Genomic DNA, 15,009 nt, shown 5'->3' with positions numbered 1-15,009 from the left:
CCACATAGCCTGCCGCATGGTTAATGCGTCTTTCAAGGGATTCGGCATGCGGCACGCGATCCTGCTCCCGACGATGGTTTCCGTCCTTGCGATGGCCTCCGCCTGCAGCGGTGGTGGTGGCGGCGGCGGCATTTCCACGACCCCTGCCGCCCCGCAGCCCACGCCGGACACGACGCCCGCGCCCAGCCCGGCACCGTCGCCCAGCCCGACGCCCTCGCCCAGCCCGTCGCCTTCGCCCAGCCCGTCGCCCTCGCCGAGCCCGACACCCACCCCTACGCCGACCACCACGCCGCCGCAGGTCAATGCGTCGCTGCTGTCGCTCACGAGCACCGAGAGCTTCGCCAATGATGCGACCGGCTTTGCCGGCACCTTCTATCCCGATTCCCGCGCCTGCGGCTGCCTTGCGGACACCCGCAACCTGACGATCCGCTTCGATGCCGCCACGCGCGGCTACACGGTCAGCGACGGCACCAACACCGAGACGTTCCTGCCCGGCGACATCGACGCGTCGCAGTCCAACGGCGTGCTGCGCGTCTACCACCATGCGACCGCGACCAGCGATTATACGCTGACCCTGACCCTGCCGGGGACCAGCGGCGCGCTGACCTATCAATATGCCGGCGCCGGCTTCTGGCAGCGCGCGGACATCGCCGGCACCGGCGAAAGCGCCTTCCGCTTCAACGCCTTCACCTATGGCGTGGCGACGCCCGACGCCGCCCTGCCGCGCGCCGGCAGCGGCGCCTATGCGGTCGATCTGGTCGGCTCGCTCGGCAACGGCATGCTGGAAAGTCTGGTCGGCAGCGGCACGCTGCAGGTCGATTTCGCCAGCGGCAAGATCGTCACCAGCGGCGAGGTGCGCCAGGTATCCACCACCAGCGGCGCCACCACCGGCAGCTCGGCCTTTCTGGGCCTCGCCCAGCTGGCGGCGAGCAGCAACGCCTTTGCCGGCATCTTCGCCTTTTCCGGCGGGGATCTCGCCGGCACGCTCGACGGCCGCTTCTACGGACCCGCCGCCCAGGAAGTCGGCGCCGCGTGGAGCGCCGCCAATGCCGATGGCCGCGGCGCCGCCGGCGTGCTGATCGGCCGCCAGTCGGGCGCGCAGACCGGCAATGCCAGCCTCGCCAGCCTCACCGCCAGCCAGATCTTCACCGGCGAGGCGGCGACGCTGACCGCCCGCTATGTTGATTCGACCGGCGAACTCGCCGCGCCGTCCGCCGCAGCGCAGCCGGTGACGGTGAGCTACGATGCCGCCTCGGGCAATTATCTGGTGATCTCGGGCGCGCGCACCGGCATCTTCCCGGCCAATCCGACCGCAGGCGCGCCGGACCAGCTGACGCTCGATGCGCTGAACGGCATGCGCTATGTCCGCGCCGGCCGCTGGGCGACCACCGCCAGCATCAACGGCATCACCACCAGTGTGACCGACGCCTTCGCCTTCGGCATGGCCACCGCCGCCGCCAGCGTGCCGCGCACCGGATCGGCGAGTTACGCCGTGCAGCTGGCGGGTACGCTGGCCGATGCCAGCAAGCCCGGCCCGTTCGCGGTCACCGGCAGCGGCACGCTCACCGCCAATTTCGCCAGCGGCGCGATCGCCACCAGCGGCAGCGCGAGCGCCAGCTTCACCGATGCGACCAACGCCACCACCAGCACGTCCGGCACCTTCAACGGATCGGCGACGCTGTCGAGCAGCGCCAACAGCTTTGCGGGCAACCTCAACCTCGCGCTGTTCGCCGGCTATAACGGCGCCCTGACCGGCCATTTCTACGGCCCCGCAGCGGACGAGGTGGGGGCTGCCGCCGCGCTCACCGATGCGAATGGCGAGGCCGCCGCGGTCAGCCTGGTCGGCGGCAAGGCGAGCGGTTCGCTCGCCGCGGACCGCACCCTGGTGACGCCCGATTTCGTCGGCGACGCCACCGGCGGCTATAGCGTGACCGGCCTGCCCGGGCTGTCCGAAACGCTGGTATTGCTCACCGCCGCCGATCGCGAGGCGATCACCAGCGATGTCGGCTTCGACGTCTATCGCAAGACGCTCGCCGCCGGCACCGTGCAGGCCCGCATCTACGATGCCGGCAAGGGCCCGCTCGCGCTCAGCTATGCCAGCTTCGCCGAACTCGCCTATCTGGCCAGCGACGCCGCCGCGGGCAGCGATCCGCTGCGCTGGTATGTGCCCTTCGGCCAGCGCACCACCTTCGACCAGATGCCGCGCACCGGCACCGCCAGCTATGCCGGGCAGGTGTTCGGCACCGGCACCGTGGGCGGCGCCAGCTATGCGCTGGGCGGCACCAGCAGCTTCGCGGTCGACTTTGCGCGGGCCAGCGCCAGCGGCAGCCTCGCCATCACCGGCAGCGGCGCGGCCGGCAGCCGCGACTTCGGCAGCTTCGGCTTCGCCGGCGCCGGCATCTCGGCCAACGGCTTCACCGGCGCGCTCAGCGGCGCGGGCGGTACGGGCAGCCTAACCGGCTGGTTCTTCGGTCCGCAGGCGCAGGAGATCGGCGCACGGTTCGACACGCACGGCACGCTCGCGAACGGCGACAAGGCGGTGCTCACCGGCGCGGCGCTCGCCAAGAAGCAGTGACCCCCAGGATACTCCCCCTCCTGGCGCTGGCCGTGCTCGCGCCGGGCCCCGCCTTCGCCCAGGCCACCGAGCAGCACCGCGTCTCGGCGGTGGAGCTGTTCGCGCTCGCCGCCCAGGCGGAAAGCGTCGGGCGCGGGCAAGAGGCGGAGACGATGTACCGCGCGCTCGCCAAGGATCCCGATGCCGAGGTCCGCGCCGAAGCCCGCTTCCGCCTCGGCCAGTTGCTCGAACGGCAGGGCCGCAAGCGCGAGGCGGCGGTCACCTACCGTGCGCTGCTCGACGAGAAGCCCGGCGCCGCGCGCGTCCGGCTCGAGCTTGCCCGGCTGCTCACCCAGCTCGGCGACGAGGGCGCCGCCCGCCGCGAGCTGCGCGCCGCCCAGGCCGGCGGGCTGCCGCCACAGGTCGCGCAGATCGTCGACCAGTTCGCCGCCGCGCTGCGCTCGCGCAAGCCCTGGGGCGCCAGCCTCGAAGTCGCGCTGGTGCCGGACAGCAACGTCAACCGCGCCACCGATGCGGCGACGCTCGATACCGTGCTCGCCCCGCTCCAGCTCTCGCGGGACGCCCGCGAGCAATCGGGCATTGGCGCGCATGCCGGCGGCCAGCTCTATGCCCGCGTGCCGATCGCGACCAACCTGTCGCTGGTCCCGCGCGTCTCGGGCCAGGGCGACTTCTACCGCGAAGGCCGCTTCAACGACGTCTCCGCCTCGGGGCTCGTCGGCCTCGAATGGAGCCTCGGCCGCGATCGCCTGCGGCCCTCGGTCGGCGGCACCCAGCGCTGGTATGGCGGCAGCCCCTATGCCCGCACCGCCACCGCCGCCATCGACTGGCAGCATCCGCTCGGGACCAAGGCGCAGCTGACCACCAGCGTGACGATCGCCGACACCAAATATCGCGGCAACCATCTCCAGGATGGCCTGCTGCTCAACGGCAGCGTCACCTATGAGCGCGCCTTCTCCGCCCGTTCCGGCGGCAGCATCACCGTCTCCGCCACCCGCCAGAATGCCGAGGACCCCGGCTATGCCACCGCCTCGGGCGCGGGCAGCCTGCTCGCCTGGCGCGAGTTCGGCCGCACCACCGTCTACGCGACGGCGGGCCTCCGCCGGTTGGAGGGCGATGCGCGGCTGTTCCTGTTCCCCGAGCGCCGCCGCGACTGGAATCTCAGCCTCGGCGCCGGCGCCACCTTCCGCCGCCTCCAGATCCACGGCTTCGCGCCGCTGATCCGGCTCGACTGGGAGCGCAACCAGTCGACCGTCGGCATCTATGAATTCACCCGCAAGGCGGCGACGATCGGGCTCACCCGGGCGTTCTGAATCGCCTCCGGGGCCCTCCTGAATGGCCTAATGTACAGGGCCTCCCGCAAGCTTTTGTAACGGGTCCGGCCCCCCTTGATGGTGCTCCCCCACCTATAACTCCCGATAAGCCGCATCAGCAGGTTTACAGGAGCAGGATCGTGCATTCGGAACTCACCACCCGCCTCGATTTCGTCGGCTATACCGCAGACAAGCGTGCCATCCTGGCGGAAGCGCGCGACACGATCCAGGCGGCGCTCGCCCCCGCGCTCGACCGGCTCTACACCCAGATCGCCGCGCACCCCGAAACGGCGAAGATGTTCTCCGGCCCCAGCCACATCAGCCGGGCCAAGCAGCTCCAGGCCGACCATTGGGCGCACCTTTCCGGCGCAGCCTTCGATGGCGACTATGTCGAGCGGGTGAAGCGGATCGGTGCCCGCCACGCCCAGATCGGGCTCACCCCGCAATGGTATATCGGCAGCTATGCGATCATCCTCGATTCGATGATCGAGAGCTTCGCGGCGATGGAGAGCGGCCCCCGCCTCTCCTTCGGCCGCCGCAAGCCCGATCCGCGCTTCGACCAGCTCCGCGCGATCGTCACCGCCGCGCTGATCGACCTGGAGATGTCGGTATCGATCTATTTCGAGCAGGAATAGGCCGGCCGCGCCCAGGCGATGGAGGCACTGCAAGAGCGCGAAAAGGCGCTCGCGTCGCTGCTCACCGCGATCAACGAGACGGTGGAGGCGATCAAGACCGGCTCGCAGGAGATCGCCCAGGCCTCGGGCGACCTCGCCCGCCGCACCGAAGCCAATGCCGCCAGCCTCGCCGAGACCGCCGCTTCGGTGCAGGAGATGGACCAGCGCCTCAAGGCCACGGCGCAGAGCGCCAGCCGCACGGTGGAGCGCGCCGACGGCGCCAAGGCGACGGTGGATACCGGCCGCACGATCACCGAACAGGCGGTCGCTGCGATGGAGCGGGTGTCCGAAAGCGCCAAGGGCATCGACAATGTGATCGAGGGGCTCGACAAGATCGCCTTCCAGACGCGGGTGCTCGCGATGAACGCCGCGGTGGAAGCGGGCCGCGCCGGCGAGGCGGGCCGCGGCTTCGCGGTGGTGGCCGATCTCGTCTCGGCCCTGGCGATGCGGGCGGAGGAAGAGGCCGGCCGCGCCCGCGACCAGCTCACCGCCACCCAGGCGGACATCGTCGCCGCGGTCGGCATGGTCGAGAAGGTGGATGGGGCGCTGTCCAACATCGCCGGCGACGTGGCGACGGTGAACCAGCTGGTCTCCGGCATGGCCAGCGACAACCAGACCCAGGCCGGCGCGATCAGCGAAGTCGCCGCGACCGTGGGCGAGATGGACCGTGCCACCCAGCAGAACGCGGCGATGGTGGAGCAGACCTCCGCCGCCGCGCAGAACCTGGCGCGCGAGGTCGATCGGCTCGCCCGCCAGGCGACCAGCTTCCAGGCCGCGGACCAACCCGGGCCGAGCGCGGGCGCTCGGGCGACGGTGAAGGCGCTCGGCGCGCTGGCATCGGCCTGAGTTCGCGTTCCTGCAAGAGCGGCGAGCAGGCATGCCCAATCCCCCCGGCTTGGGCATGCCCGCTCGCACAGACGCCGCCTTCCCCCGAATGCGGCGTCCTGGGAGACCTGGTGCGCCGCGGGCTCTCGGCGCCGGCGCTGAAGTCTGTCTGCCACGATCCGGCAATGCGATGGCGTGACGCGCATCACAGCGCGGAAAAGAATCGGTCGCAGGCGGGGGCGTCTCGTACCCGATCGGCGGCCGCACCGTATCGTCGCGCATCATCGGCGCACCCGCACGCGCAACTATCGGCATCACCAGCCTTTTACCGCGCAGGTCGGTCGGGGTGCGTCCCTTGGGTACGGGTGGCGAAGCGCGGACGGCATTCCTATCTCGGCTCTGGAAAACCATTCAGAACAAAGATAGAACCCTCCCCTATGGCACTCACCACGATCTCCGTCCGCGGCGCGCGCGAGCATAATCTCAAGGGCGTCGACATCGACATTCCCCGCGACACGCTGACGGTGATCACCGGGCTGTCGGGCTCGGGCAAGTCGAGCCTCGCCTTCGACACCATCTATGCCGAGGGGCAGCGCCGCTATGTCGAGTCGCTCTCGGCCTATGCGCGCCAGTTCCTCGAGCTGATGCAGAAGCCCAATGTCGAGCATATCGAGGGCCTCTCCCCCGCCATCTCGATCGAGCAGAAGACCACCAGCCGCAATCCGCGCTCGACCGTGGCGACGGTCACCGAGATCTACGATTACATGCGCCTGCTCTGGGCCCGCGTCGGCGTGCCCTACTCCCCCGCCACCGGCCTGCCGATCAGCGCGCAGACGGTGAGCCAGATGGTCGACCGCGTGCTGGCGCTGCCCGAGGGCACCCGGCTGCTGCTGCTCGCCCCGGTCGTGCGCGGGCGCAAGGGCGAGTATCGCAAGGAGCTGGCCGAGTGGCAGAAGGCCGGCTTCAGCCGCGTCCGCATCGACGGCGAGATGTACCTGATCGAGGAAGCCCCGGCGCTCGACAAGAAGTTCAAGCACGACATCGAGGTGGTGGTCGATCGGCTCGTGGTCGGCGGCGACATCGCCACGCGCCTGGCCGAAAGCTTCGAGACCGCGCTCAAGCTGGCCGAGGGGCTGGCCTATGTCGATCTGGTGGATACCACGGTCGAGGCGCTGCAGGGCAATGCGGTGCGCGAGGCGCCGCAGGCGTTCCAGATCGAAGGCGCCGATCCCGCCGCCGCGGAGGGCGAGGCCCCCAAGGCGAAGAAGGGGATGAAGAACACCGGCATCCCCGACAACCGCATCGTCTTCTCCGAGAAGTTCGCCTGCCCGGTCTCCGGCTTCACCATTCCCGAGATCGAGCCGCGGCTGTTCTCGTTCAACGCCCCCCAGGGCGCCTGCCCGGCGTGCGACGGCCTCGGCGAGAAGCTCGAGTTCGACGAGGACCTCGTCGTCCCCAACCATGATCTCAGCATCAAGAAGGGCGCGGTGGTGCCCTGGGCCAAGTCCAACCCGCCCTCGCCCTATTACATGCAGGTGCTGGGCAGCCTCGCCCGCGAGTTCGGCTTCAAGCTCGACACCCCCTGGGGCGAGCTGCCGGAAACGGTGCGCCACACCATCCTCCACGGCACCGGCGGCAAGCCGGTTACCCTCACCTTCGTCGACGGCCGCAAGAGCTACGACGTAAAGAAGCCGTTCGAGGGCGTGATCGGCAACCTCAACCGCCGCATGCTGCAGACCGAGAGCGCCTGGATGCGCGAGGAACTGGGCAAGTACCAGGCGTCGCACCCCTGCGAAGTCTGCGGCGGCGCCCGCCTCAAGCCCGAGGCGCGCGCGGTGAAGGTTGCCGGGCAGGACATTTCCTACGCCACCCACCTCTCGGTGATCGACGCGCTCAGCTTCTTCAAGGCGCTGCCTGAGACGCTCACCCCCCAGCAGCGCGAGATCGCCCGCGCGATCCTCAAGGAAATCGACGAGCGGCTCGGCTTCCTCAACAATGTCGGGCTCGATTACCTCAACCTCGATCGCACCTCGGGCACGCTGTCCGGCGGCGAGAGCCAGCGCATCCGCCTCGCCAGCCAGATCGGCAGCGGGCTGTCGGGCGTGCTCTACGTGCTCGACGAGCCCTCGATCGGCCTGCACCAGCGCGACAACGACATGCTGCTCGCCACCCTCAAGCGGCTGCGCGACCTCGGCAACACCGTGCTCGTCGTCGAGCATGACGAGGATGCGATCCGCACCGCCGATTATGTGATCGACATGGGGCCGGGCGCCGGCGTCCATGGCGGTGAGATCGTCGCCAAGGGCACGCTCGACGAGGTGCTCGCCACCGAAGGCAGCGTCACCGCCGATTACCTCAACGGCACCCGCGAGGTCCCCCTGCCGGCCAAGCGCCGCAAGGGCAACGGCAAGAAGATCACGGTGCACAACGCCGTCGCCAACAACCTCAAGGGCGTGACGGCGAGCATCCCGCTCGGCACCTTCACCTGCATCACCGGCGTCTCCGGCTCGGGCAAGTCCAGCTTCACGCTCGACACGCTCTATGCCTCGGCCGCACGCCAGCTCAACGGCGCGCGCGTGCTCGCCGGCAAGCACGACAAGATCACCGGCCTCGAAAACTGCGATAAGGTGATCGACATCGACCAGTCGCCGATCGGCCGCACCCCGCGCTCGAACCCGGCGACCTATACCGGCGCCTTCACCAACATCCGCGACTGGTTCGCCGGCCTCCCCGAGGCGCAGGCGCGCGGCTACAAGCCCGGCCGGTTCAGCTTCAACGTCAAGGGCGGCCGGTGCGAGGCGTGCCAGGGCGACGGCGTGCTCAAGATCGAGATGCACTTCCTCCCCGACGTCTACGTCACCTGCGACGTGTGCCACGGCGCGCGCTACAATCGCGAGACGCTGGAGGTGAAGTTCAAGGGCAAGTCGATCGCCGACGTGCTCGACATGACGGTGGAAGACGCGGTCGAGTTCTTCAAGGCCGTGCCGCCGATCCGCGACCGCATGGCGATGCTCGCCGAAGTGGGCCTGGGCTATGTGAAGGTCGGCCAGCAGGCGACGACGCTGTCGGGCGGCGAGGCGCAGCGGGTAAAGCTCGCCAAGGAACTGGCGCGCCGCGCCACCGGGCAGACGCTGTACATCCTCGACGAGCCGACCACGGGCCTGCACTTCGAGGACGTCCGCAAGCTGCTGGAAGTGCTCCACGCGCTGGTGGAACAGGGCAACACGGTGGTGGTGATCGAGCACAATCTCGACGTCATCAAGACCGCCGACTGGATCCTCGACCTGGGGCCGGAAGGCGGCGTGAAGGGCGGCGAGATCGTCGCCGAAGGCACGCCGGAGCAGGTGGCGAAGGTGCCGGGCAGCTATACCGGGCGGTATCTGGCGCCGTTGCTCAAGCCGCGGAAGGCCACGAAGGTGGCGGCGGAGTGATCCGCCGCTAGCCCTCGCTGGCATCCATCGCGAAAATCCGTGTTATCGTTTACCAGCACCATGCTCCGAGCGAGCTACGTAGTGGTGCTTTCGGTTAGCATCTAGAACGAAGGTTCCGCCCATTTGGCGGGCAAATTCCAGAGCAACTTGAGCAGCTTGGCCAGCCCGGCGCTCTTCTAGAGTTTGGTTGCTCATCACGCTCTCCCCTTGACCTAACATCACTCTAACGCAGAGAATGGCATGCGCTAGGGGCCTAGGGGAAAATCCTGTGAACGACGCAATAAATTCGCTCCATTATCCGGAGCTGGTTTTTGGAATCGCCGGCCCCGTCGGGGTTGATATCGATGCGATTTGCACAGCCCTAAGCGAAGCGCTTCACGCCGTCGAATACCGCTCGCGCCTCATAAGGCTTACTTCCGAAATAGAAAATGTACCATCGTCCGTTCGCAAGCCGAAGCGGCGAGATTACTATTCGATCCTGAAATACAAAATGGATCATACGAGTCAGATTTGCCGCGACAACGATGATCCCGCGTGGGCCATGCGGTACGTGATCGACGCAATACGCCGAGAGCGCGGCTTGATAAACGCGCAGCCTCTGTCCGAATTCAGCGCAGGAACAGCACCCGCGTCTGCAGACATAAATTTAGAAGACAAGATTCCTGGCAGCGTCGCCTACATTATTAGACAAGTGAAACGTCCAGAGGAAGTTGCGCTCTTGAGAAGCGTTTACGGGAAACAGTTCATACTTGTGTCTGCCTACGGCTCTGAGCAAGATAGAATAAAATTGTTTTATGATAAAATTAAACAGACTGTTCCAATAAATACTAAGGTCTCTCGCATCCACAGCCTAGCCGAGTCGCTCATTTTGAAGGACGCTAGCGAGGATGCTAATGAATATGGTCAACATCTACGGGATGCCTTTCACCTTGCCGATGTGTTCATAGATGGCATGACTGCGGTGCCGATGCGCTCCAAGATAACTCGCTTTATCAACGCGCTATTTGGCTTGAATGAAACAGCCCCAACTAAAGACGAGTTTGGTATGTACGCGGCGAAGGCCGCGTCACTCCGATCAACAGACCTATCCCGGCAAGTAGGTGCTGCGATATTTTCCAATGATGGAGATCTTTTAACCCAAGGATGTAACGAAGTTCCAAAGGCGTTTGGTGGAAACTATTGGGACACGGAAGAGCCTGATTATAGAGATATCAAGCTCGGAGCCGACCCAAACGATCTGATCAAACGAGACGTTCTCCGAGATGTTATTGAGCGCCTTGAGAAAGCCGATTTGCTATCTGAGAAAGCAAAGAAGCTTGGAACGTCTAGCGGCAAACTACTGAATGCTCTAACAAAGAAGAACCCGATCGCACAAGACAATGATGGATCGGGCTGCCTGCATGGCGCACTGATATCTGACCTTACGGAGTTTGGACGAGTAGTTCATGCTGAGATGAACTCCATTTGCGACGCCGCTCGAAGGGGCATTCCACTTAGAAGCACTGTGCTCTATTGCACTACCTTTCCCTGTCATAACTGCACGAAGCACATCCTAGCGTCGGGCATCAGACAAGTGTACTACATGGAGCCATACCCGAAAAGTCGCGCCAAGGAGCTTCATTATAATGAAGTAGAAATCGAAAAGCTTAGCTCATCGAAGGTTTCCTTCATTCCGTTTCTTGGAATTTCGCCGTTTAGGTACAGAGACATATTCGAAAAGGGCAAAAGAAAATTATCTGCATCAGCCAATCGCTGGTACAAAACGTTCCCGACCCCAATGATGGACGTCACAGTTCCAAACTACACTCGCCTAGAGTTGTTTGCTCTTTCGAAGCTTATTGGCACAATGGAAATACCTGATAGATCTTTGGCGGAGTAGCCTCAGAAGCAAATTCGAATTAGCGAAGGCACGAGAATTTTGAAGCCCTTTTAGCCTAACCCTTTTTAAGGATTTGACACCCGGAGGGTATAAGAGCGTCGTCTCGTGCTTCTCCTTCTGCGCGCGTTGGCGCGCTTATGCGCAAAATCCTTCTTCCCTCTGCCCCGATGCGATATCCTCCGGCCATGCCCGAGGACGACTCCAACTTCCCGGATTCCGACTATGCCCCGCCGGGGCCGATCCCCTCGCCGGAAGCCTATGACGCATGGTTCCGTGCCAAGATCGAGAAGGCGCTCGCCGACCCCCGGCCCAGCATCCCGCACGAGGTCGTCATGGCGCAGGTGCAGGCACTCCTCGACCGGCACAAAAAGCCGCAGGACTGACGCCTCCATGCCCCACCTCCCCACCAACCCCGCCCATCTCGGCCGCGCCGCCAGCGCCGCCGTCGAGCCCGACTTCACCGGCGCCGACTGGTTCGAGGCCTATGCCGCCCGCCACGCCGCGGACGGGCTGGAGGGCCGGCTGGTCTCGCAGTTCGCCTTTTCCGAGAGCTGGGACTCGTGGGAGATGCACCCGTACGGCGCGGAACTCGTGATCTGCACCCAGGGCGCCTGCACGCTCCACCAGGAACATGCCGACGGCCGCACCGAGAGCGTGACGCTCGCCGCGAACGACTATGCCATCAACCCGCCGGGCACGTGGCACACCGCCGATGTCGCGCCGGGCGCAACCTGCACCGCGATCTTCATCACCCCCGGCATCGGCACCACCCACCGGCCGCGCTGAGTGCGGGGGCGTGGGGGCAGGTCCCCGCTCCTTCCCATTGTCATCCCGGCGAAAGCCGGGATCCAGACGCCACGCCCTCATGGCTCGAGCCGGAACCGAGGCCCCAATGGATCCCGGCTTTCGCCGGGATGACGGTTTGGGGTGGGTGTGCGCCTGTTCATAGGGCCGGCGTGTTTCCTCCCCTTCCGTCAGCCCTGCCCCCCCCCTTCCCCGGGCGGGAAGGAGACACTGGGCCCCACCCTCCCCATCAAAAGAACAAACCAGCAACAAAGCGCTTTCCTACAGCCCCCGTTCCGGCATATCTGGCGAGTCGCCTTGGACTTCCAGGAGACGCGACATGTCCGACCTTGCCGAAATCCTCCCGCCCCATCCCGACGGCGACGATCTGTTCTGCCTCGATGCGCTGATCGATCGCGGTCCCGCGCCCACGCCCGTCCGCGCGGTGCGCGCCGATGGCTGGACGGCGGAGCGGCAGCGCAAGTTCCTCGAGATGCTGGCGGAGGGGCATAGCATCACCAACACCTGCCTCGCGCTCGGCATGTCGGTCACCTCGGCCTATGCGCTGCGCCGCTCGGCGCGCGGGGCGGCGTTCGCGCTCGGCTGGCAGGCGGCGCTGCTGCTCGCGCGCGAGCATCTGGCCGACGCGCTGCTCGAACGCGCGGTGCATGGCAGCGTCGAGACGATCACCCGCCCCGACGGCTCCACCATCACCCGCCAGCGCCACGACAACCGGCTGGCGATGCACATGCTCACCCGGCTCGATCGGCTGGCGGACGATGCGCAGGGCCCCGCCGACCATGCCGCCGCGCGGCTCGCCGCCGCCGAGTTCGAGCAATATCTGGCGCTGGTGGAACAGGGTGGCGGTGCGGCGCGCGCCGGGCTGTTCCTCGCGCGGCGGCTGGCGGGGGATGCGGGCGACGGGGTGCCGGACGATCTCGCGCCGGTCCGCACGCTCGCCCGCGCCGATGCCTGGCTGCGCGGGCGCAGCGATGCGCCCGAGGCGGTGGCGGTCGCCGATCTCGATCCGGCGCAGCGCGCGGGCTGGAGCGCCGAGCAATGGGCGCGGGCCGAGGCGGCGGGGCTGCTGGTGCTCGCGCCCGAGGCCCCGGCGGCCGAGGACGAAAATTTGCACGAGCCTAAACTTCCGCAACTTTGCGATGACGACAATCCCGACGGCCAGCCGGTCTGGTGGAGCAGTTTCTGGAACGACTGGCGCACCAGCTTCCCGCCCGACGACGATTTCTACGGCGAGGAGGAGCTGGAATATGGCGATCCCGACTATTCGCGCGAACTCAGCGACCGCGAGCGCGAGGCGATCGAGGGGCCGCTCCGCATCGCCCGTGCGGCACGGTAGGCCGAGGCGGCCGAGGCCCGCGACGCCTTCTTCGCCGACGAGATCGAAGTGGTGGAGGTGCCGGCGCGAGTCGATCCGCGAGTCGGTGGGCGCGCGGTGCCGTGCGGAGGCGATTCGGGGCCGCGTGGGGGGCCGCCGGCGCGGCCGAAACGGTAGGGCAAAGTACGCGGCAAAGCGCGGCGCCGCGGGTCGTCCGGCGGGCACGGCCGGGCGCAATCGGGCGGCGCGGCATTGCAATCGGGCGCCCAAGAGCGCACATAGGGGGGGCTGAAGTCGCAAATCGTTGGTCTCTGGTGCTTTGCGGCTCCGTTTTCCTTCCATCCCTGCCCTGAAGCGCGAGGTCCGCCCGCACGGGGCGCGCCGACAATGTAAGGAAAACACCCATGAGCATCACTGGCACCGTCAAGTTCTTCAACGCCGACAAGGGCTATGGCTTCATCGCGCCGGATACCGGCGGCAACGACGCCTTCGTCCACATCACGGCCGTGGAGCGCGCCGGCATGATCACGCTGCAGCAGAACCAGCGCGTGACCTATGAGCTGGAAGAGGATCGCCGCGGCAAGATGGCAGCGGTCAATCTCCAGGCGGCTGACTGACCTGAAGAACAAGACGGCGGCTCCTGACGGGGCCGCCGTTTTCGCATGCCCCCGCCCTCTTTCTCCAGCGAGGATGCCCCGCCGATGACCGAAATCGAACTGTTCCGCACCCGCGCCGACGAAGCCGGCAATGCCGCCGCCGGCTGCGATCTCGACAATGTTCGCGAACGGCACCTCCGCTCCCAGGCGGCCTGGGAAGCGATGGCGGTGCGCGCCGAGCGGGTTGCCACCCAGCGCGCCCTCAACGAAGCCGAAAAGGAAGCCCGCGCCGTCGCCTTCTGAGGCGATCAGCGCGGCGCCCGGACCTCGACGAGGCGGGCAATGTCAGCGTGCAGCGAGTCGATCTTGGCGTGCAGCTCCTCGATCTGCGCCTCGGCGCGCAGGTTGGTCTCGTAATCGAGCCGCGCCTCCAGCCGGTCTTTCGCTGCCTGGCGATTCTGGCTCATCATGATGATCGGGGCCTGCAGCGCCGCCAGCATCGACAGCATCAGGTTCAGGAAGATAAACGGGAACGGGTCGAAGGCGTGCGCGGCGAGCACGACCGTGTTGATCAGCGCCCAGGCGCCGAGAAACACGCCGAAGCCGATGATGAACCCCCACGAGCCGCCGACCGCCGCGACCCGATCGGCGAGGCGCTCGCCGAAGGTCAGGCGTTCGTCGAACACCGCGTTGAGGTCCCGCGACGCGCCGCCGATCCGGCGCAGGTCGTTCAGGAAACGAATGGCTGCATTCATGGGGTCACCTCATTGCCGACCGGCCCGCCCGGGCCGGCGCATGAAGTGACCAGTACGATCAGATCAGCGCGGCGGCCCTGGCAGGCGCGGTCGGTCTACTTTGATCGTTACTGGGCATGGTTCCTTCTCGGATCCGCTACGAAAGGGTCGCGGCTGTCCCGCGACCGCCCTGCAAATGGGCGCGGCAGGGATGGGTGTCAACCAACGGGAATTACGGGTTCGTGCCGCAATGCGACGAACCGCCGCGGCAAGGCCCCGCCCCTTTCGGAGCGAGGCGAAGGCCGGTCAGTCGGGCTTCTTGGCGACGGCGACGAGCGCCGGGCGGAGCAGCCGGTCCTTGATCATGTAACCGGACTGGATCTCCTGCACCACGGTGCCGGGCTCCTTGTCGGCGACGGGCATTTCCATCATCGCCTGGTGCTTGTTGGGGTCGAGCGCCTCGCCCAGCGCCACCACCTTGGAGATGCCGTGGCGGCCGAAGATCGCCTCCAGCTCGCGGCCGGTGGCCTCCAGGCCGGTGACGAGGCCCTTCATCTTCTCGTCCTCGCGCAGCTCGGCGGGGATCGCCTGCAGCGCCCGGCCGAGATTGTCGGCCACGGAAAGGACGTCGCGGGCAAAGCTGGTCGCCGCGTAAGCGCGGGCATCCGCCACTTCCTTCTCGGTGCGGCGGCGGAGGTTCTGCATGTCGGCCTGGACGTAGAGATGCGCCTGCTTGGCCTCGGCCAGCTGCGCCTCCAGCTCGGCGACACGGTCCTGCTCGGCAACCTCCGGGGCAGCCTGTGCAGTCTCTTCCCGCAGCGTTTCGCCCTGGGTCGGTTCGGTATTTTCGATGTTCTCGGACATGG

Annotated in this window: 11 protein-coding genes and 1 pseudogene; 10 read left to right on the top strand and 2 right to left on the bottom strand. The window is 66.8% G+C overall.

What is annotated here, in order from left to right; translation table 11 throughout:
• Positions 1 to 46 precede the first annotated feature (46 nt).
• The 10 genes and pseudogenes from ACTJKY_RS06695 to ACTJKY_RS06650 all read left to right on the top strand — a co-directional run bounded on the left by ACTJKY_RS06695 (position 47) and on the right by ACTJKY_RS06650 (position 13,712).
• Positions 47 to 2,575 carry a transferrin-binding protein-like solute binding protein gene (locus ACTJKY_RS06695; protein WP_440844946.1) on the top strand — a complete coding sequence of 843 codons (2,529 nt, stop codon included), beginning with the start codon at positions 47 to 49 and terminating at the stop codon, positions 2,573 to 2,575.
• Complete coding sequence (locus ACTJKY_RS06690; protein WP_440844945.1) at positions 2,572 to 3,885, top strand: surface lipoprotein assembly modifier; 1,314 nt, start codon at positions 2,572 to 2,574, stop codon at positions 3,883 to 3,885. Before ACTJKY_RS06695 ends, ACTJKY_RS06690 begins: the two co-directional genes overlap by 4 nt.
• A gap of 140 nt (positions 3,886 to 4,025) precedes the next feature.
• A pseudogene (locus tag ACTJKY_RS06685) lies at positions 4,026 to 5,405 on the top strand (protoglobin domain-containing protein).
• A 416-nt stretch (positions 5,406 to 5,821) separates the two neighbouring features.
• Positions 5,822 to 8,815: an excinuclease ABC subunit UvrA gene (gene uvrA, locus ACTJKY_RS06680; RefSeq protein WP_440844944.1), complete on the top strand. Its 2,994-nt coding sequence runs from the start codon at positions 5,822 to 5,824 to the stop codon at positions 8,813 to 8,815.
• Between the two features lie 268 nt (positions 8,816 to 9,083).
• Positions 9,084 to 10,694, top strand: coding sequence for an anti-phage dCTP deaminase (locus ACTJKY_RS06675; RefSeq protein WP_440844943.1), 1,611 nt, complete (start codon positions 9,084 to 9,086; stop codon positions 10,692 to 10,694).
• A gap of 185 nt (positions 10,695 to 10,879) precedes the next feature.
• Entirely contained in the window at positions 10,880 to 11,077 is a 198-nt protein-coding gene (relB, locus tag ACTJKY_RS06670; protein WP_440844941.1) for a type II toxin-antitoxin system RelB family antitoxin, read from the top strand.
• A gap of 7 nt (positions 11,078 to 11,084) precedes the next feature.
• Positions 11,085 to 11,480 carry a cupin domain-containing protein gene (locus ACTJKY_RS06665; RefSeq protein ID WP_440844940.1) on the top strand — a complete coding sequence of 132 codons (396 nt, stop codon included), beginning with the start codon at positions 11,085 to 11,087 and terminating at the stop codon, positions 11,478 to 11,480.
• A gap of 337 nt (positions 11,481 to 11,817) precedes the next feature.
• Entirely contained in the window at positions 11,818 to 12,834 is a 1,017-nt protein-coding gene (locus ACTJKY_RS06660) for a hypothetical protein (RefSeq protein ID WP_440844939.1), read from the top strand.
• A 383-nt stretch (positions 12,835 to 13,217) separates the two neighbouring features.
• A complete protein-coding gene (locus ACTJKY_RS06655) occupies positions 13,218 to 13,430 on the top strand; it encodes a cold-shock protein (protein ID WP_121074399.1) in 213 nt (70 codons plus the stop codon).
• An 84-nt stretch (positions 13,431 to 13,514) separates the two neighbouring features.
• The gene (locus ACTJKY_RS06650) at positions 13,515 to 13,712 is read left to right on the top strand and encodes a hypothetical protein (protein WP_440844938.1); all 198 of its coding nucleotides are present in this window, start codon (positions 13,515 to 13,517) and stop codon (positions 13,710 to 13,712) included.
• A 5-nt stretch (positions 13,713 to 13,717) separates the two neighbouring features.
• Here the strand turns inward: ACTJKY_RS06650 and ACTJKY_RS06645 are convergent, their stop codons facing one another.
• Positions 13,718 to 14,164: a DUF1003 domain-containing protein gene (locus tag ACTJKY_RS06645; protein ID WP_440844937.1), complete on the bottom strand. Its 447-nt coding sequence runs from the start codon at positions 14,162 to 14,164 to the stop codon at positions 13,718 to 13,720.
• 285 nt (positions 14,165 to 14,449) lie between these two features.
• Positions 14,450 to 15,007, bottom strand: coding sequence for a nucleotide exchange factor GrpE (gene grpE / locus ACTJKY_RS06640; RefSeq protein WP_440844936.1), 558 nt, complete (start codon positions 15,005 to 15,007; stop codon positions 14,450 to 14,452).
• Positions 15,008 to 15,009 lie beyond the last annotated feature (2 nt).

The organism is Sphingomonas sp. 22176, from assembly GCF_052045505.1.
Classification (GTDB): Bacteria; Pseudomonadota; Alphaproteobacteria; order Sphingomonadales; family Sphingomonadaceae; genus Sphingomonas.
The sequence above is the reverse complement of the archived record's forward strand: the minus strand, read 5'-3'. Positions and strand labels throughout refer to the sequence as shown.